Genomic DNA, 17323 nt, shown 5'->3' on the forward strand with positions numbered 1-17323 from the left:
GACAAGTTGCATTACACGCAAGGGGTCCGGACAATTCGACAAATTCAACGATGTAAGCGGAGTCCCATGCATCAGAACATCGGCTTCCGACTGTCCCGCCTGCCTCGCCTGTGGCGTGCCATCATCGATCGGCGCCTCGCTCCGCTAGGCTTGACGCAGACACGCTGGATCACGCTGTATCACCTCTGGCGGCTCGGCGATGGACAGCCCCAGTGCGACCTGGCACGGGCGATCGGCGTGGAGGCACCTTCCCTGGTACGCACGCTCGACCAGCTCTCGGAACAGGGGCTGATCGAACGCTGCCCCTGCGAGCAGGATCGGCGTACCAAGCGAGTTTTCCTGACCGCAGCGGCGGATCCGCTGCTCGAGCAGATCGATGAGGTAGTGACCCAGGCAAGGCGTGAGATGCTGGCAGGGCTCAGCGACGCGGATATCCATCAGCTCGACGCCCTGCTGGAGCACATCGAAAACAATGGTCTGGCGATCCAGGCCAAGGAAAGCGATGGCTGAGCGTCAGTCGCGTGCTGCACCTTCGCCGAAGGCGGGTTTGGCCCCGCGATGATCGGCATGGCCGGCCAGGGCGTCACGCAGCCGCCGAAAGTCCTCGGCGTAGGTGAGGAAGCGCTCTGCCGTCTGCGACTCCCACCACCACAGGGTGATGGCGAACTCGTTGGACTCGAGGACCAGTGCATCCTGGGGCAGGCGTGTCAGCAAAGCCTCGAGCGGCTCGTTGGCAAGCTCTGGCAAAGGCCGGAGAGGCTCGATCCGCCAACGCCAGTCGGCCACGCTGGGCTTGAGCACGTCGCTGGCCTCGCTGGCACGCACCAGCAGGAAACGAGGTCCGGGAGCATCGTTCGGATAGGTCCAACGATAGCCCGGCATGGCGGTGCTGGCCCCATGCAGTGGAGGCTTCTCCAGTAGCACCTTGACCCCCGCCTTTGCCGCCGCATTGCGCAGCGGCACGATGCGTCGTTGCCGAGGGCTGGGCTTGAGCCACATCACCGGTGAAATCATCAGCAGCAACGCCGCAAGAATGACTAGCCAGACCATCCGGTTTCTCCTGATTCTTGACGCAAGTCGTTGTCTTGATTCATCAGCCGTCCTAGAGTGAAGGCATATTGATCATATCGTGCCGCTAAGCAGGAGCCCTGCCATGAGCAATGAATACCGTCATATCCTGGTCGCCGTCGACCTGACCAAGGACTCCCACAAGGTGCTCGAACGCGCCTTGCAGATCGCCGAACGCAATCAGGCCAAGCTGTCGATCATGCATACACTGGAGCCGCTGGGCTTCGCCTATGGCGGCGATATCCCCATGGACCTCACCAGCATCCAGGACCAGTTGGACGAGCATGCCAAGCAGCGCCTTGCCGAGATTGCCGACTCTCACGTGGCCAAGGAGAACCAGCACGTGCTGGTGGGCATGCCCGACACCGAGATCCATCGCTTCGCCGCAGAGAATGGCGTCGACCTGATCGTAGTCGGCTCCCATGGCCGGCACGGCTTCGCCCTGCTGCTCGGCTCCACTTCCACCGGCGTGCTGCACGGCGCCCAGTGCGACGTGCTGGCCGTGCGGGTGGGCAAGAAGGGTGAAAGCGCCGAGTAAAGGAATCACTGAGCGCCAGTTGCGCTCGAACCCACAGGGACGTGGGAAGCGCAACGACTCCTAGCAATGCCTCGATCTGCTCGATCACTCCCCGGAAGCAAGAGCCTCCAACTCCATCCACCGCTCCATGGCGGCGTCGAGTTCCGCCTGCTTGTCGCCCATGGCCTGCAATGTCTCGGACACCACTCCCGCTTCCTGCTGGTAGAAGGCGGGATCGCCGACCCTAGCCTCGAACTCAGCCACCTCGACTTCCAGCCTTTCGATTACGGCCGGTAGCGCATCGAGCTCACGTTGCAGCTTGTAGGAGAGCTTGGCGGGCTTTTTCGCCGTCGACGCTACCGATGACGCTAACTTGACCGGTGCTTCAGGCTTGGCGGTGGGCTCCACCTGCTGGCGGGCGGCTCCTTCCCATGGTGCCGGCGGCAAGGTGCCCCCCTGCCGTACCCAGTCGCTGTAGCCACCCACGTATTCGCGAACTACACCGTTGCCCTCGAAGGCCAACACGCCGGTCACCACGTTGTCCATGAAGGCACGGTCGTGGGAGACCAGCAGCAGGGTCCCGTCGAAGTCGAGCAGCAGTTCCTCGAGCAACTCCAGCGTCTCGACGTCGAGGTCGTTGGTCGGCTCGTCGAGCACCAGCACGTTGGCCGGCTGGGTGAACAGCCGCGCCAGCAGCAGGCGATTGGACTCACCGCCGGAGAGCGCCTTGACCGGCTGCCGCGCCCGCTCGGGGGTGAACAGGAAGTCCTGCAGGTAGCTGATGACGTGCTTGTCCTTGCCGCCCACGGTGACCCTGTCGCTGCCCTGGGCAACGTTGTCGTAGACGCTCTTCTCCGGCTCGAGGCCAGCCCGTAGCTGGTCGAAGTAGGCCACCTTGATATTGGTGCCCAGCCTTACCGTGCCCTCGCTGGGCTCGAGTTCGCCGAGCAGGATCTTGAGTAGCGTGGTCTTGCCGGCACCGTTGCGCCCGATCAGGCCGATACGGTCGCCGCGCTGGATCTCGAGGTCGAGGTCGCGAATGATGGTCTCATCGCCGAAGCGGTGGGTCACGCCAACGAGTTCGACCACGCGCTTGCCGCTGCGCTCCCCCCTGTCCACGCCGAAGCTCGCCCGCCCCTGCACCTCGCGCCGCTGGCTACGCTCGCGGCGCAGTTGTTCCAGCGCCCGCACCCGGCCTTCGTTACGGGTGCGTCGTGCCTTGATGCCCTGGCGAATCCAGGCCTCTTCCTGGGCCAGTTTCTTGTCGAACTCGGCGTTCTCACGCGCTTCGATCTCCAGTTCATGCGCCTTCTGCTGCTGATACGCGGCGTAGTCACCCGGGTAGCGCCCCAGACGGCCCCGATCGAGCTCGAGAATCGCCGTTGCAAGCTTCGACAGAAAGGCACGGTCGTGGGTGATGAACAGTACCGCACCGTTGAAGTCGAGCAGTTGTTCCTCCAGCCAGGCGATGGTGTCGAGATCCAGGTGGTTGGTCGGCTCGTCGAGCAGAAGCAGGTCGGGCTCGGCGACCAGCGCCCGGGCCAGCGCCACGCGCCGTCGCCAGCCGCCCGAGAGCGAACTCATCAGATCATCGGCAGGTAGCCCCAGGCGCGTCAGCACGACATCGATGCGCTGCTCGAATGACCAGCCATCGATGGCTTCGAGGCGTCCCTGCAGGGTCGCCATGCGCTTCATGTCGGGCTCGGCGGATTGCACCAGGTGATGATACTCCGCCAGCAGCTCACCGGCCTGTGGCAAGCCCTGGGCCACCACGTCGAAGATGGTCTCGCCCGTGGCGGAAGGCAGGTCCTGCTCCAGCACGCCGATCTTCAATCCCGGAGCGCGCCAGATGCTGCCGTCGTCGGGCAGGATTTCGCCGGCCACCAGCTTGAGCAGGGTCGATTTGCCGGTGCCGTTGCGCCCGACCAGCGCCAGGCGCTCCCCCTTCTCCAGCACCAGATCGGCACCGTCGAGCAGCACATGGGTACCGTAGGCCAGTTGCAAGCTTTCCAGACGTAGCAGGGTCACACGCTCACCTCTTCATTCATCAAGGCGGCTAGTGTAACGCATGGCTGGCTCACCGTGGCTTTGGTTACAATGCCTCGTGTATCTGCAAAGGAGCGCCCCCTTGGTCGACCCCGACGCCAACTTCGACGACTTTCTGCCAGAGGCGCTGCGCTTTCGCTCGCCCGCCCCCCTGGTGGATATCGGCGCCAACCTGACCCATGACAGCTTCGACCGCGACCTCGAGGCCGTGCTGCATCGCGCGCGGGCCGCCAACGTCACGACCCTGATCGTGACCGGCACCGACCGCGCCCATGCCGAACAGGCCGTGGAGCTGGCACAGCGCTGCCCGGGCTTGTACGCCACCGCTGGCGTACATCCTCACGATGCCAGCCGCTGGGACGCCCCGCTGGCCGCGGCCATGCGTGAACTCCATCATCGCCCCGGAGTGGTGGCCGTGGGCGAGTGCGGCCTCGATTTCAACCGTAACTTCTCCACGCCCAGCGCCCAGGAGCAGGCCTTCGAGGCCCAGTTGGGCCTGGCGGTGGAGAGCGGCAAGCCGTTGTTCATTCACGAACGCGACGCAGGCCAGCGCATGCGCGAGATACTGCACAGCTGGCGCGACGATATCAGTGATGCGGTGATCCACTGCTTCACCGCCGACCGTGATACCCTCCACGGCTATCTCGACCTGGACCTGCACATCGGACTGACGGGATGGATTTGCGACGAGCGCCGCGGACATCACCTGCGCGAGCTGGTGAAGGACATTCCGCTCGAGCGCCTGATGGTGGAAACCGACTGCCCCTACCTGCTACCACGCGATTTACCTGCCAAACTCAAGGGCAGGCGCAACGAGCCATCGCTACTGCCTTGGATCGTGCGTGAGATTGCTCACTGGCGAGGCAGCGACGAGGCCGAGCTGGCCCGCGCCACCAGTGATACCGCTAGACGCTTCTTTCGCCTGCCCAAGGCAAGCGATGCTCAGGTTATTGGCCGTGCCCAACAGGAGTCGTGAAATGGCTGACATACCCGGATTCATCGCCGTTGAGACCGGCGACGACAGCGATCTGCCTTTGGCCATTGCCTGGGTACTGTCCGATGGTCGCATCAAGCACACCTTGATCCAGCCCGACGACGACTGGCTCGACGACGAGTTCAATGAACTCAACGGCTATAGTCTGGAGGAGCTGCACAGCTTCGGCGCAAGCCCCCTGGACGTGATCCGGGAACTTGAGAGCGACCACTTCAACGCCACTCTGTTTACCGCCGGCATCAGCGGCGACGAAGCTGCGCTGGCGCGACTCTTCGACACCTATGGCATCGATCCCTTCGTCGAGCTGGCCCCGGCCGACACCCTCTACCCCGGCCTGTCAGCAGGTGAGTGGAGCCGTGCGCGCAACGAGCTGTTCGGCGAGATGGGGCTCGAGCCGCTGCGGCCCGAGCACGAGGTCGAGGTGATGCTGCGCCTGCACGAACGCCTAGGAGAAGCGTGACTCCTGGCATGCCAACAGCCACTCACGCTGCTCGGGAATGCCCATGCAGATCAACTGCGGCTCCTCGGCCTGACGCCGCTGGAAGGTGGCCTTGTCGTCCAGCCCCTTCCAGCCGAGCTGAATCAACGCCTGGGCGGTGGCGCCGCCCAAGGTCGCGCCAGGTCCGGGGATCACGATGCGATCCGGCGCGAATTCGCGTATACCGACTCTCACCGCTGCGGTGAAGTCGTAGGGGGCCACCAACTGTTCGCCTAGGGTGTAGTCCCATAGCTGCTCGGGATCGCTGCTCCAGGGTGTCCAGACATGACCGCGACCATCGATCATCGGCACCTCGGGTGCGCGCAGCGGCAGGCTCGCCAGCTCACGGCGCGCTTCACGCTTTACCCCCTCCTGCAGCGGCGTATGGAAAGCGGCGTGCTGATGCAACCGCAGCGGAAAGCGCTCGCGCGGCGGCAACGCCTCGATCAGACGCGCCAGTCCCGCCTCGTTGCCACCGAAGACCAGCATGCCGCCCAGGTCGATCGAAAGGTACAGCTCGGTACCCTCCCGGCCGTGAATGCGCTCGATCAGCCCCAGCAGCTCCCGACGCTGCTCCCAGTCGGGCCGCCACGCCTCGTCGACCCAGGGATAGATGACCTGCCCGCCAGCCAGGGTCTCCTGCATGCGCAAGCCCATGGTACCGATCAGGTGGAGCGCCTCGTCCGGCCCCAGGGCGCCGGCCGCTGCCAGGGCGATGTACCAGCCCATGGAGTTGCCGGTCACCGCCACCACCTCATATCGCTCGCGATCGATGGCCAGCAGGTCTGCCCAGGCACAGGCGTAGATCAGCGGCGAGGCGTGTTCGCCTCGTCCGTGCAGGCTCTGGCGGAAAGCCGTCTCGCCATCCAGCTCGGAGAGCGTAGGCATGCCGGCCTCGCGGCGCATGGCATCGAAGCGTTTCAGCCAGTCGCTACCGCCCGCCAGGCGATTCAGCGTACCCCACTCGGCGGTATTGTAGGTGCCACGGCCGGGGCAGACGATCAGGAGGCGTTCGCGAGCCGTCGAGGATCGGAAATCGTTGCGGGTCTCACTCATGCCTCACTGCTCCTTGCCGCTGTCTTCCCCAATGACGGGTGCCCTTTTTCTTTTCGGCCCACCAAACCACGCGCCTGCTCGACGATACCGGCCACTGAAGGCAACGTAACGGTTGCCGCCCGCCCCAGCGGAATGAAGCTGTCCTCGGCGGTCAACCGGTGCAGCCTGTCACTGGGCATACCGCGCTCCACCAGAGCGGTGATCAGCTCTTCGCTCAGCGAGCCACTGCGCCGGCACTCGTCGACGACCAGTACCTGAGCGCAGTCAGCGACCAGGCGATGCACGGCGTCATGGTCGATGGCGGTCAGCCAGCGCAGATCTACGATGCGCAGCGCCACGCCTTCGGCTTCCAGCTTTGCTGCGGCCTGACGCGACAGATGAACACCGTTGCCGTAGGTGACGATAGCGAGATCACGTCCCTCCCCCCACTGGCCAAGCTCGCCCATGGCCAGGCAATGTTCCGGCCCCGGGTCGGCAAAGCACCACTGCTGGTCGCCCTCCTCGAGCAGGTCGCGGGTGTGGTAGAGCGCGATCGGCTCGATCACCACAACTACCCGCTGCTCCTCGTCGGCCAGCCGCACGGCCTCTTGCAGCAAGCCCACAGCGTCGGCGGCATTCGATGGGCAGGCCACCAGCAATCCGGGAATGTCACGCAGCACGGCAAGAGCGTTGTCGTTGTGAAAGTGCCCGCCGAAGCCTTTCTGGTAACCGAGCCCGGCGATACGCACCACCATGGGATTGGTGTACTGGCCGTTGGAGAAGAAGCTGAGCGTGGCCGCCTCGCCACGCAGTTGATCCTCGGCGTTGTGCAGGTAGGCAAGGAACTGGATCTCCAGAATCGGTACCAGGCCGTTCTGCCCCATCCCGATGCCCAGCCCGAGAATGCTCTGCTCGTCGAGCAAGGTGTCGATCACCCGGTGCGGCCCGAACTGGGCCTGCAGGCGCTGGGTAACACCGTAGACGCCGCCCTTGCGGCCGATGTCCTCCCCGGCCATCACCAAATGTGGATAGCGCGTCATCAGGCGCGTCAGCGCCTGGTTGAGCAGCTTGGCCATGGGCGCCGGTGTCGAGTCGACTTCGTCCTGCCAGGGACGTGCACGGCCCGGCCTGGACGGCGGCACGATGCTCGCCATGACCTGTCCGGCCGTTTCGAGCTTGGGCCGCCGTATCGCCTCCTCGGCGACGTACGCCACGCGCTCGGCGACCGAGCGATAAAGCCGCTCGATGGCCACGGCATCGAGCACGCCGTGATGCTGCAGCAGCCCGGCCGTAACCAGCAGCGGGTCGCGCGCCTCGTCGGCCTTGATCCGCGCCGGCGCCAGATAGGCCTGCTGGGCATCCGAACCGGCATGCCCGTATAGCCTTACGCAGCGCATGTGCAAAAAGACCGGCTGCTTGCAGCACCGGGCGAGGCGCTCTGCCTCGCAGGCGGCGCGCCAGGTATCGAGCAGGTCGAGGCCATCGCAGGCGAGGTAGTGAAAACCGGGGCGCGAGCGCATGCTGGCCTCGATCCAGCCGTCCGGCGTGGGCGTGGAGATGCCGATGCCATTGTCCTCGCACACCATCACCAGCGGCATCGGTGCGCCCTGGTAGGCCGCCCAGCCGGCAGCGTTGAGCGCCCCCTGAGCGGTGGAGTGGTTGAACGAGGCATCGCCGAAGCTGCAGACCACCACGCTGTCGGCAGGCCATTCGCCACCGCCGCCGAGTCGCCGCCACAGGCCGAGGCTGTAGCTCGCCCCCATGGCCTTGGGCAGGTGCGAGGCGATGGTGCTGGTCTGGGGCGGAATGTGCAGCGCCTTGGAACCCAGCACCTTGTGCCGGCCACCGGAGATGGGGTCGTCCGCCGAGGCGGCAAAGCTCAATAGCAGGTCCCACAGCGGCGTTTGTCCCGGTACACCGCGGCTGCGCTGGAGCAGGAAGGCGGCGTCGCGGTAGTGCAGGAAGGCGGGATCGGTAGGACGAAAGACGCGCGCGATGGCGGCGTTGCCCTCGTGGCCGGCGCTGCCGATGGTGTAGAAGGCCTCGCCCCTCGCCTGCAAGCGGCGTGCGTGAAGATCGAGATGCCGGCTCATTAGCTGGGTTTCGAACAGTTCGGCCAGTGCGGCCGGGGTTAGACCGACCTCGTCTAGCTGCCATGCCCGTTCCGGTGCGGGCCAGTCACCGCTGCGCAGCGCGGCGAAAAAGCGCTGCTCCTGGGGTAAGGGTTCGAGCACGTTGGACTCCGAGAGCTGCCGTGGGTTGCCTTACAGCCTAGCGCGCCAGACAGACAAAGAGATAATATCGATATCCTCCCCCAGATATAGGCATAGCTTATGGATGTGCGAAGCCTGCGTTACTTCATTGCCGCCTACGAGAGTGGCTCGATCAGTGCCGCTGCCCGACGCTGTCACGTTGCGCAGCCGTCGATCTCGACCTCGTTGGTGCAGTTGGAGGAGCGGCTGGGTACGCCGTTGTTCGAGCGCCACCGGCGCGGGATCACGCCTACCGAGGAGGGGCACCGGCTCTATCCTCTGGCGCGTCAGGTCAGTGAGGACCTCAACGCCATCGGTCGGCTGTTTCGCACCCCGGCTCCCGCGACACCGGTTCGTCTTGGGCTGATGCGCTCGCTGGGTGCCAACCGCATGACGGCGCTGCTCAAGGAGTATATCGGCCAGGGCGACAACCTGGCGCTGACCCTGGTCAACCCGGAGGAGCGCTGCGACGCACGCATCATAGGCGCACAGGACCTGTCGTCAGGCGAGGCCTTCCAGCCGATCTGGCACGACAGCTACCGTCTCGCACTGCCTAGTGGGCATCCGCTGGGTCTCAAGGACACGGTGGCGCTGGCCGAGCTCGACGGCCTTCCGTTCATCTGGCGCCATCCCTGCACCGCCATGGAGCAACTGGCCGCGGCGCTGAGCGATGCCGGCGTGCGCTGCCAGGTCAGGGCACGCCTGCGCACCATTGAATATACCCTGGGGTTGGTAGCGGCCGGGGTCGGCGCCTCGCTGGTGCCGGCCTGGCCGGAGATCCTCGCGAACCCGGACGTGCAGTGCCGGCTGCTTGAAAATCTCGATATCCACCAGACCGTGGGTGTGGCCTACCCGGCACGCCAGTCGATGCCGGCCCTGCAGCCGCTGCTTCAGCTCGGCAGGCAGGTATGGGATTCCGAAGGACAGGCCTGATCGAGCGTGCGCAGGCCAGCGGCCACGGCTTCTTCAAGCGTCAGGCCATGCCGATAGAAAGCCGTCAGGGCGGTACGGAAGGTTTCCGCCCTGGGCGGCATCCCCTCCTGCTCGTAGCGGGCCGCCCGGGCTGCGACACGCCCCTGGAAGGCCTCGCGGTCGACCTCCTCGCCACCCAGGTTGTCGACGCTGACATGAAAACCCAGCCCACAGGCGCGGGAGAAGAGCATTTCCAGCGCCTGGGGCGAAACCTCGGCCTGCTCGAAGCGGCGCTGCTGTTCGGCGTTTCGCCCGTCGGGAAGGTACCAGTAGCCATAGTCCTCAAGCTGCCGTCGCGCCTTGCCGGCGATGCACCAGTGACTGATCTCGTGCAGCGCGCTGGCATAGAAGCCCCGCGCAAAGATCACCCGATGCCAGGGGCTCTCCTCATCGGCGGGCAGATAGAGCGGTTCGTCGCCACCGCGCACCAAGCGAGTATCGAAGCGCTGCTGGAAGAGACCGTCGAACAGGGCGATCACGTCCTCGAGACGATGGGTCACGGATCCTCCATACATGGCAGATTGGCCGGCCAGTATAAGTGAGTCGATGACGCAGCGAAATTCAGCGGATGTTGCTAACATATTCCGTTTCCCTGGTGCATAGCCGGGTCTCGATACGCACGGAGCAACCCCCTTGGCAACGTTTTTCACCGACCTGCTGAGAGTCAGCCGCACGGAGACGCGGCCTCTGATACGTCTCACCCTGCCGATTTGTGGCGCCCAACTGGCCCAGGCCGGCATGAGCGTCACTGACATAATGATGACGGGCCGGGTCAGCGCCACCGACCTGGCAGCCGTCTCCGTGGGTTCCAGCCTGTGGCTGCCGCTGATGCTGTTCATGACCGGCACGCTGATGGGGCTGACACCGATCGTTGCCCACCTGCTTGGGGCCGGCGCCAACGAGCGCATTCGCCCCAACGTGCACCAGGCGCTCTGGGTGGCTCTGGCTCTCGGCCTGGTGGCGGCAGTGCTGCTGTGGCTGACGGTGACACCGATCTTCCGCCTGATGGACGTACCCCATGAGGTCGCCCGCCGCTCGGCCGCCTATCTCTCCGCCGTTGCCTTCGGCATGCCGGGGATCGCCCTGTTCCAGGCCCTGCGCGCCTTCTCCGACGGCATGAACCATACTCGCCCCTCGCTGTGGATCAGCCTGATAGGCCTCGCCGTGAACGTCCCCAGCAACTTCGTGCTGATCTACGGGGGCGATGGGCTCACGGGGCTTTTCGGAGACTGGCTGCCGGCCTGGCTGCAGGAATTGCCGGCCCTGGGCGCACTGGGTTGCGGCATCGCCACCGCGCTCTCCATGTGGGTGATGTGCCTGGCCATGGCTGCCTATACCCATCGCTCACGTGCTTACGGCAGCGTCACCCTGTGGCATTCACCCACGCCGCCGCGCTGGCGCCTGATCGGGGAGCTACTGTACGTGGGGGTGCCCATCGGCGTGGCGATCTTCGTCGAGGTAACGCTGTTCACCTTGATTTCGCTGTTCATCGCCAGCCTGGGGGAGGTCACGGTGGCGGCGCATCAGGTCGCCCTGAACTACACCTCGATCCTGTTCATGCTACCTCTGGCATTGAGCATGGCGCTGACCGTCAGGGTTGGCAATACCCTGGGGAAGGGCAAGGCCGAACTCGCCCGCTTGGTGGCCTGGAACGGGGTGCTGGTCTCGGTATTGATTGCGCTGTTCAACAGCGCTCTGCTGTGGTTCACGGCAGAGCCGGTCATGGCTCTCTATACTCACGATACGGCAGTCCAGCGCCTGGCCCTGTCGCTGATCCTGTTGGCAATGCTTTATCAGATATCCGATTCGCTTCAGGTCAACCTGGCAGGTGCCCTGAGGGGCTACAAGGACACTCGCATCATCATGCTCATCACCCTGTTCGCCTACTGGGCGGTGGGCCTGGCCGGAGGCCATTGGCTGGGCACCCGCGGAGTAGCCGGCTGGTCCGAACCACTGGGCGTACATGGCTACTGGATCGGCCTGATCGCCGGGCTCACCGTGGCAGCAGTCCTGCTTGGCGAACGTTTGCGGCGCAAGACCAAGGGAGTCGCGAATGGCAGGTTGGACATCCCTCAGACTTGAGATCAAGCCATGTCTTGCGCTGTTGCTGTTGCTCCTGCTGACTGGCTGTGATGGCAACGGCGAAGGCGAGACCAGGCTGGTAGCTTACCAGCAGGCACTGGCTGAGGCCTTGGGCCAACCGGCACCGCAAAGAGCCGACCCACCCAACATCGGGGCCTTTCCCGACCGCGATGAACGTCTCTACGAAATCACCGAAACTCGCGAGGGCATACTCAATGTCTATGCCCTGCGTGAATGCCGTATCACTTCGCTGGTCGCCGCCCGAAATAACCAGCTCGGGCGCGTAGCCCCCCCAAGCCAGCAATGGATCTATGAACTCGAACTCTGGCGCCGCCTCCATGCCTGCTGGCACAGCGAAGTGCCGCAGGCTCTCACCGAGGCCAACCGCGAGCGACTCGAACAGCTTACGCACACCAAAACCGAGCAGTTACCGCGAGTCAGTTGGAACAGTCTGTTCGATTCCGAGGAGTGGGTACGTAGCTTCTCCCGTGCAAGCTCGCCTCTGGCGCCCAGCGAAACCCGTGGCATCGAGGCCCAGCTTGAGGCCTTGGCCTGGCTGCGCGAAGCCACGCTCAACCAGTTCAATCCGGAATGGAGTCATGAGTCGGCCACGCTGGAGAGCCATCTCAAGGCGTTGCGCAGCCGCCCGTTGACGGCCGAACTGCTACGCGCCCTGCTGCTCGCCGAGCAGCGGCTGGACGAAGCAACGGGGCTATTGGCCAACAGCCTTGCCGCCGATGACACCTGCAGGAAGCTCTCCGCAGCCCCCGACGAACTGCACCAACGCCTGACCGCCATGCAGGCCTTCGATTGGCTGGAACGACTCGAAGCGCTGGCCACCCGCTGGCTGACAGAGATCGACCGACTGCTCGAGGGCCACCTCCCCCCTCCCGAAGCGATCAACGCTTACCGAGAGCGCTGGCTCTCGCTGGAAAATCCCGACGCCCCTCTGCCCGCCTTGCGCCAGGCAAACGGCGAGCACCATCGGCACTGGCAGGCCCTCATCGAGCGCTGTTCATGAAAAAGGCTCGCCAGGCTTAACTTGCATGGCAACTCTGTGATATTGGTGATCCCAGTAGGTAGGAGTCGATCCCGTCAGCCTTGCCGCAGCCGTGACCTTTCCGCTCGGCCCATGCAGAATCTGGAGGGAGAAACATGGGTATGTCACTGTCACCCCGCCCTGCCCGGGTCATCGACCTGGAAACGATCCGCCAGAAGCTCCAGGCCAAGCGCCGCCTGGTACGCCTCTCCCCCGAGCTCGACGGTCTCGAGATGGTCTACAGCCTGGCCTCGGAGCCGGACTCCCTCTACGGCATGCCCGTCCTCGCCTGGGGGCTGCGCGAAGATGGCGATGTGGTCGGCCTGGTGCCTTGGATGGAAACGTTGACGCCCTGCCACCAGCTCGACGACGCCGAGCATGGCTGCTTCGTCGGCTATCGCGACCCCGAAACCGAGGAACTACTGGAGTCTCCCCCGCCACACAAGGCCTGCGAGCTGGAACATGCCGCCGCCTATTTCGACTACGAAGAAACCCGCGAAATCACCCTCATCCAGCAGATTCCCGACTCCTTGGGCACCCACGCCCTATGCATCGACGACGACAGCCGCCCCTGGCAGCTCAAGCAGGTGTTCGGCTGGCGCCTCTACAGCGACGGCAACGTGGAAGCGCTCCTGGCTGACGAGTCCCTCGTCGAATCGACGCCGATCCTGCTCAGCGATGCCTGTCTCTATCCGGGCCGCAGCCGGCACCGAATGGTCTACTTCTTCCAGCGCAGCATCGCCAACCGAATCCGCGAGCAGGACCCAAGCACACTCGAGGCCTTGGCCCTGATGGTCGTGCCCCGCTCCGTGCAGGGCGTCGGCGACTGAGTGCATGGCGCCGACCCGCCGGGCTGGCAGTCCATCAGCCTAAACGGATAAAGTAGAGATAGCGTCCGTCCGACTCCTGCTGGGAAAGCAGCTCATGGCCCAGGAAGCTGCAGAACTTGGGCACGTCACGGACGGTAGCCGGATCCGTGGCGACTACCTTCAGGATTTCGCCAGTGCTCATGTCGCGCACCTTGTTGTGCATGAGCATGATGGGTTCCGGGCAATAGAGACCGGTCGTGTCCAGCTCGACCTGAAAGTCGAAGTCGGGCTGCGAGTCGGCGGCATTCGTCATCGATCAACCTCGGTGTGGGGAATTGCTGGATGATCAAGATCATAATCGAACGTCGTATCATGCCTGGCCTGGAGGAGGAATACGAGGAGGCCGCACGCGAAGCCATGCGCCACTCTATCGGCGCCAGGGGCTTCGTTGGGGGCGAAACTCTGGTCGAACGTGGCCACAGCGACCGACGCCTGATGATCGTGAAGTGGCGTGACCTGCGCGCCTGGAATGAGTGGTATACCAGCGAGGAGCGTTCGCGCGCGATGCAACGCATTCTGCCGCTGCTGACAGAGGAGGAGACTATTCGCATCTACGAACCTTCTTTCTGAGGTACCGTGAGAAACACGACGTCAGCATTTTGCCGGCACTATCAGTCCCGCAGCCGGACATGCACCGTGACCTCTTCTCGATCGTGATACAGGTGCCGGCAGCGCAGCTCGGCGCGAACGCCGGCATCCTGTAGTACCTCCTCCAGCAGGGCTAGGCAGCGGGCGACCTCTTCCCAGCGTCGCTTCATCGGCAGCTTCAGATTGAAAACCGCTTCGCGACACCAGCGCCGGACCAGCCAACGCTGAACCATCGCCGTCACGCGTGCAGGCTTGTCGACGATATCGCACACCAACCAATCCAGGCGATAGGGCGGCTCCCAGACGAAGCCATCCTCTCGCAGGTGCTCGACCATTCCTGTCGCCATCAGGTCGCCGTTCATTGGGCCATTGTCGATGGCAAATACATGCATGCCGCGACTAACCAACTGCCATGTCCAACCACCAGGTGCGGCGCCGAGATCGGCGGCCTGCATACCCTCTCCGAGCCGGACATCCCACTCCTCCCGTGGCACGAACTCGTGCCAGGCTTCTTCCAGTTTCAGCGTCGAACGGCTTGGCGCTGCCTGGGGAAACCGCAACCGTCGGATACCACCCGGTAACTCGCTGCGATTGCCGGGAAAGCTCATGCCCAACTGCACGCGATCGCCATCGGTCCAGTATAGATGCAGACGACGCCCGGCAGCCTTGCGGCGTAAAGCGCCACGCTTACGCAACCCCGACTCGAGCGGACGCGTCAACGCCTTGATCAATCCCGCCAAGGCTTTACCGTCGTTGGTATCGGGCGTTTCTTGCCAGATCGAATCGAAGCTCCAACCACTGGACACGACCTGCTCCACGATGGACGAGAGCCTGTCATCCCGAGCCAGAGAAAGCGGCGGCAACGCCACCAGGCTCTGCCGCGCAAAGATGAGCCGGTCGAAGCGCAACTCCCGGTGCAACTCGTTGGCCGGCCGCTCGTCATCCACGACGAAGCGCACGAACCCTTCCTGAGGCGAATACTCCACTCGGCCGTGCCAACCCAGCTGCCCGATCTCATGCGTCACCTCGGAAGCCACATCGGGCTCGAAGCCAGGACGACAGTAGAAGAGCATTTGATTGGGCACCACATGCTTTGCCAAGCGGGACATCGGGCTTCTCTCACGGAATTCGTTGGCTCGCATGGTACCAGCCCTGACCGCAGATGTCGGCTGCCCCAACATCGTTTACACATCGTTTTTTAAATCTCCCTAATGAACCATGTTGGTGCACAAGAAATGGGCTTTTAAAAGCGATTTCGACTCATATCAATGTCTAATCCAAACATAGCCTATGCGATTGCTGCATAATGGTGCACTGAATTATAGTGAGCCCATCTTTCCTCATTAGGACGCTCACATGACCTACGTACACGATACTCTCGAGGGACTCAGAAAGAGCAGCCCGGCCCAGAGCGAGTTCTATCAGGCTGCGGAGGAAGTCCTCGAGTGTCTTCGCCCTCTGCTCGAAACGGTGCCGCGCTACCATCGGCACAGCATCATCGAGCGCATCGTCGAGCCCGAGCGCCAGATCATGTTCCGGGTCAGTTGGGTCGACGATGCCGGCAAGGTGCAGGTCAACAAGGGCTACCGCATCCAGTTCAACTCGGCGCTGGGGCCGTACAAGGGCGGCCTGCGTTTTCACCCCAGTGTCAACGCCAGCATCATCAAGTTCCTGGGCTTCGAGCAAATCTTCAAGAATGCCTTGACCGGACTCCCGATCGGCGGCGGCAAGGGTGGCTCCAACTTCGACCCGAAGGACAAGTCCGACGGCGAGATCATGCGCTTCTGCCAGTCATTCATGAACGAGCTGTACCGCCATATTGGCCCGACCACCGACGTTCCCGCCGGTGATATCGGAGTGGGGGCCAGGGAGATAGGCTACATGTACGGTCAGTACAAGCGGCTCACAGGCCGCTATGAAGGCGTCTTCACCGGCAAGGGCCTGAACTGGGGCGGCTCGCTTGGTCGCAAGGAAGCTACCGGCTACGGTGCCGTCTATTTCGCTCAGAACATGCTCGAGGCACGTGGCGACAGCATCCTGGGCAAGACCTGCCTGGTATCGGGCGCCGGCAACGTGGCCATCTATACCATCGAGAAGCTCTACCAGCTCGGCGCCCGCCCGGTCACCTGCTCCGACTCACGGGGCACGATCTATCACGAGCAGGGCATCGATCTCGACACGCTCAAGCTGCTCAAGGAGGTCAAGCGCAGCTCGCTGCGAGAATATGTCGAGCATCACCCCGAGGCAGAGTATATCGACGCCCAGGACTACCCCAGCGATGGCCATGCGGTATGGCGCATCAAGGGCGACGTGGCCTTCCCCAGCGCCACCCAGAACGAAGTGACCGAGGCTGACGCCGTCGCTCTGCTCGGCAACGGCGTGCACTGCATCAGCGAGGGCTCCAACATGTCCTCCACCGCGACGGCCGTCGATCGCTTCCTGGAAGCCAGAATCGCCTATGGCCCGGGCAAGGCTGCCAACGCTGGAGGCGTGGCCACCAGCCAGCTGGAGATGGCACAGAACAGCAGTATGCAGCAGTGGACCCTGGAGAAGGTCGACACCAAGCTGCAGGCGATCATGGCAGATATCCACCAGCAGTGTGCCAGCACCGCTGCGGAGTTCGACGCCCCCGCCAACCTGGTGCTCGGCGCGAATATCGCCGGCTTCCGCAAGGTAGCCGATGCCATGATCGACCAGGGTGTCGTCTAAACCCCTTCTGACGAGCCGCCCGCTTCCCGGCAGCAGCAAGACGGAAAAGCCCCAGCCTTTGGCCGGGGCTTTGTGTCATACACGGGCTATCTGCCAGGTCATAATCTTCTACGCAGCCAGCTTCAGACCCACCAGGCCTGCAAGAATCAGCACCAGACTGAGCAAGCGTAACGGCGAAGCGCTGTCACCATAGATCAGGATACCCAGCAGTACCGTACCCACTGCTCCTATCCCTACCCAGATGGCATACGCGGTGCCTACAGGTAGCACTTTCATTGCCTGTGCCAGCAGATAAAAGCTGGCCACCATGGCGATGACGGTCAGTGCACTGGGCAAAGGTCGCGTGAAGCCTTGGGACGCCTTGAGCCCGAGCGCCCAACCCACTTCGAGAAGGCCAGCGATGACCAACAACAACCAGGCCATTGAGATTTCCTTCTTGATGGTCCGAGGGCGTCCCCGGATTGGCAGCGCGCCATCGGGTCGTCCCGCTGGCGATCAGGGGGAGTCTTTTCGCCCCCAAACGACGAAACCCAGCCTCTTTCGAAGCTGGGTTTCTGAAGAAGTGCCTGACGATGACCTACTCTCGCATGGGGAGGCCCCACACTACCATCGGCGCTGAGCGGTTTCACTGCTGAGTTCGGCATGGGATCAGGTGGTTCCCACTCGCTATGGTC

The 17323-nt window shown here is 63.7% G+C and carries 18 protein-coding genes and 1 rRNA gene; 10 read left to right on the forward strand and 9 right to left on the reverse strand.

Annotated features, from left to right (window positions below; genetic code table 11):
- Nucleotides 1-66 precede the first annotated feature (66 nt).
- Complete coding sequence (slyA, locus tag ACUY1T_RS05270) at nt 67-510, forward strand: transcriptional regulator SlyA (RefSeq protein ID WP_446020703.1); 444 nt, start codon at nt 67-69, stop codon at nt 508-510.
- A gap of 3 nt (nt 511-513) precedes the next feature.
- Here slyA and ACUY1T_RS05275 read toward each other — a convergent pair whose 3' ends face one another.
- Entirely contained in the window at nt 514-1050 is a 537-nt protein-coding gene (locus ACUY1T_RS05275; protein WP_446020704.1) for a preprotein translocase subunit YajC, read from the reverse strand.
- Nucleotides 1051-1153: 103 nt separating this feature from the next.
- Here ACUY1T_RS05275 and ACUY1T_RS05280 point away from each other — a divergent pair, with 103 nt between their 5' ends.
- Entirely contained in the window at nt 1154-1606 is a 453-nt protein-coding gene (locus tag ACUY1T_RS05280; protein WP_446020706.1) for a universal stress protein, read from the forward strand.
- 84 nt (nt 1607-1690) lie between these two features.
- Here the strand turns inward: ACUY1T_RS05280 and ACUY1T_RS05285 are convergent, their stop codons facing one another.
- Nucleotides 1691-3613 (reverse strand): ATP-binding cassette domain-containing protein, encoded by a 1923-nt coding sequence (locus tag ACUY1T_RS05285; RefSeq protein WP_446020707.1) that lies wholly within the window; start codon nt 3611-3613, stop codon nt 1691-1693.
- Nucleotides 3614-3713: 100 nt separating this feature from the next.
- On the opposite strand from ACUY1T_RS05285, the gene ACUY1T_RS05290 reads away from it, so the two are divergent.
- Together ACUY1T_RS05290 and ACUY1T_RS05295 are read left to right on the forward strand one after the other, a co-directional pair.
- Nucleotides 3714-4607, forward strand: a complete 894-nt coding sequence (locus tag ACUY1T_RS05290; RefSeq protein WP_446020709.1) for a TatD family hydrolase — start codon at nt 3714-3716, stop codon at nt 4605-4607.
- 1 nt (nt 4608) lies between these two features.
- Nucleotides 4609-5085 (forward strand): hypothetical protein, encoded by a 477-nt coding sequence (locus ACUY1T_RS05295; RefSeq protein ID WP_446020710.1) that lies wholly within the window; start codon nt 4609-4611, stop codon nt 5083-5085.
- On the opposite strand, the gene ACUY1T_RS05300 is transcribed toward ACUY1T_RS05295, so the two are convergent.
- Both ACUY1T_RS05300 and ACUY1T_RS05305 read right to left on the reverse strand, forming a co-directional pair.
- Nucleotides 5071-6159: an ACP S-malonyltransferase gene (locus ACUY1T_RS05300; protein ID WP_446020712.1), complete on the reverse strand. Its 1089-nt coding sequence runs from the start codon at nt 6157-6159 to the stop codon at nt 5071-5073. The two genes, ACUY1T_RS05295 and ACUY1T_RS05300, sit on opposite strands and share 15 nt — an antisense overlap.
- Nucleotides 6156-8372: a thiamine pyrophosphate-dependent enzyme gene (locus ACUY1T_RS05305; RefSeq protein WP_446020714.1), complete on the reverse strand. Its 2217-nt coding sequence runs from the start codon at nt 8370-8372 to the stop codon at nt 6156-6158. The genes ACUY1T_RS05300 and ACUY1T_RS05305 overlap by 4 nt, the downstream gene beginning before the upstream one ends.
- A 99-nt stretch (nt 8373-8471) precedes the next feature.
- Between ACUY1T_RS05305 and ACUY1T_RS05310 the strand changes: the two genes are divergently transcribed.
- Nucleotides 8472-9323, forward strand: a complete 852-nt coding sequence (locus ACUY1T_RS05310; protein ID WP_446020716.1) for a LysR family transcriptional regulator — start codon at nt 8472-8474, stop codon at nt 9321-9323.
- On the opposite strand, the gene ACUY1T_RS05315 is transcribed toward ACUY1T_RS05310, so the two are convergent.
- Entirely contained in the window at nt 9281-9862 is a 582-nt protein-coding gene (locus ACUY1T_RS05315) for an elongation factor P hydroxylase (protein WP_446020718.1), read from the reverse strand. The two genes, ACUY1T_RS05310 and ACUY1T_RS05315, sit on opposite strands and share 43 nt — an antisense overlap.
- Before the next feature lie 133 nt (nt 9863-9995).
- Between ACUY1T_RS05315 and ACUY1T_RS05320 the strand changes: the two genes are divergently transcribed.
- The 3 genes from ACUY1T_RS05320 (at nt 9996) to ACUY1T_RS05330 (ending at nt 13313) form a co-directional block, all read left to right on the forward strand.
- On the forward strand, nt 9996-11444 hold the full coding sequence (locus tag ACUY1T_RS05320) for an MATE family efflux transporter (protein WP_446020720.1): 1449 nt from the start codon (nt 9996-9998) through the stop codon (nt 11442-11444).
- Nucleotides 11416-12465, forward strand: coding sequence for a DUF3080 family protein (locus ACUY1T_RS05325; protein ID WP_446020722.1), 1050 nt, complete (start codon nt 11416-11418; stop codon nt 12463-12465). Before ACUY1T_RS05320 ends, ACUY1T_RS05325 begins: the two co-directional genes overlap by 29 nt.
- Before the next feature lie 134 nt (nt 12466-12599).
- Nucleotides 12600-13313: a hypothetical protein gene (locus ACUY1T_RS05330; RefSeq protein WP_446020724.1), complete on the forward strand. Its 714-nt coding sequence runs from the start codon at nt 12600-12602 to the stop codon at nt 13311-13313.
- Nucleotides 13314-13347: 34 nt separating this feature from the next.
- Here ACUY1T_RS05330 and tusA read toward each other — a convergent pair whose 3' ends face one another.
- Nucleotides 13348-13605 carry a sulfurtransferase TusA gene (gene tusA / locus ACUY1T_RS05335; RefSeq protein ID WP_446020726.1) on the reverse strand — a complete coding sequence of 86 codons (258 nt, stop codon included), beginning with the start codon at nt 13603-13605 and terminating at the stop codon, nt 13348-13350.
- 29 nt (nt 13606-13634) lie between these two features.
- On the opposite strand from tusA, the gene ACUY1T_RS05340 reads away from it, so the two are divergent.
- Nucleotides 13635-13922 (forward strand): antibiotic biosynthesis monooxygenase family protein, encoded by a 288-nt coding sequence (locus tag ACUY1T_RS05340; protein WP_446020728.1) that lies wholly within the window; start codon nt 13635-13637, stop codon nt 13920-13922.
- 41 nt (nt 13923-13963) lie between these two features.
- Here ACUY1T_RS05340 and rlmM read toward each other — a convergent pair whose 3' ends face one another.
- On the reverse strand, nt 13964-15049 hold the full coding sequence (gene rlmM / locus ACUY1T_RS05345) for a 23S rRNA (cytidine(2498)-2'-O)-methyltransferase RlmM (RefSeq protein ID WP_446020730.1): 1086 nt from the start codon (nt 15047-15049) through the stop codon (nt 13964-13966).
- A gap of 247 nt (nt 15050-15296) precedes the next feature.
- Here rlmM and gdhA point away from each other — a divergent pair, with 247 nt between their 5' ends.
- Entirely contained in the window at nt 15297-16649 is a 1353-nt protein-coding gene (gdhA, locus tag ACUY1T_RS05350) for an NADP-specific glutamate dehydrogenase (protein ID WP_446020732.1), read from the forward strand.
- Nucleotides 16650-16757: 108 nt separating this feature from the next.
- On the opposite strand, the gene sugE is transcribed toward gdhA, so the two are convergent.
- Both sugE and rrf read right to left on the reverse strand, forming a co-directional pair.
- Nucleotides 16758-17072, reverse strand: a complete 315-nt coding sequence (gene sugE, locus ACUY1T_RS05355; RefSeq protein ID WP_446020734.1) for a quaternary ammonium compound efflux SMR transporter SugE — start codon at nt 17070-17072, stop codon at nt 16758-16760.
- Nucleotides 17073-17213: 141 nt separating this feature from the next.
- Nucleotides 17214-17323: ribosomal RNA gene (gene rrf, locus ACUY1T_RS05360) — 5S ribosomal RNA — on the reverse strand; the annotation flags it as partial.

It is taken from the genome of Billgrantia sp. Q4P2, assembly GCF_052806135.1.

What these genes read in the sequence shown, in the direction of transcription:
- slyA (WP_446020703.1), top strand. Translation starts at nt 67, where the DNA reads ATGCATCAGAACATCGGCTTCCGACTGTCCCGCCTGCCTCGCCTGTGG.
- ACUY1T_RS05275 (WP_446020704.1), bottom strand. Translation starts at nt 1,050, where the DNA reads ATGGTCTGGCTAGTCATTCTTGCGGCGTTGCTGCTGATGATTTCACCG.
- ACUY1T_RS05280 (WP_446020706.1), top strand. Translation starts at nt 1,154, where the DNA reads ATGAGCAATGAATACCGTCATATCCTGGTCGCCGTCGACCTGACCAAG.
- ACUY1T_RS05295 (WP_446020710.1), top strand. Translation starts at nt 4,609, where the DNA reads ATGGCTGACATACCCGGATTCATCGCCGTTGAGACCGGCGACGACAGC.
- ACUY1T_RS05300 (WP_446020712.1), bottom strand. Translation starts at nt 6,159, where the DNA reads ATGAGTGAGACCCGCAACGATTTCCGATCCTCGACGGCTCGCGAACGC.
- ACUY1T_RS05310 (WP_446020716.1), top strand. Translation starts at nt 8,472, where the DNA reads ATGGATGTGCGAAGCCTGCGTTACTTCATTGCCGCCTACGAGAGTGGC.
- ACUY1T_RS05325 (WP_446020722.1), top strand. Translation starts at nt 11,416, where the DNA reads ATGGCAGGTTGGACATCCCTCAGACTTGAGATCAAGCCATGTCTTGCG.
- ACUY1T_RS05330 (WP_446020724.1), top strand. Translation starts at nt 12,600, where the DNA reads ATGGGTATGTCACTGTCACCCCGCCCTGCCCGGGTCATCGACCTGGAA.
- tusA (WP_446020726.1), bottom strand. Translation starts at nt 13,605, where the DNA reads ATGACGAATGCCGCCGACTCGCAGCCCGACTTCGACTTTCAGGTCGAG.
- ACUY1T_RS05340 (WP_446020728.1), top strand. Translation starts at nt 13,635, where the DNA reads ATGATCAAGATCATAATCGAACGTCGTATCATGCCTGGCCTGGAGGAG.
- rlmM (WP_446020730.1), bottom strand. Translation starts at nt 15,049, where the DNA reads ATGTCCCGCTTGGCAAAGCATGTGGTGCCCAATCAAATGCTCTTCTAC.
- gdhA (WP_446020732.1), top strand. Translation starts at nt 15,297, where the DNA reads ATGACCTACGTACACGATACTCTCGAGGGACTCAGAAAGAGCAGCCCG.
- sugE (WP_446020734.1), bottom strand. Translation starts at nt 17,072, where the DNA reads ATGGCCTGGTTGTTGTTGGTCATCGCTGGCCTTCTCGAAGTGGGTTGG.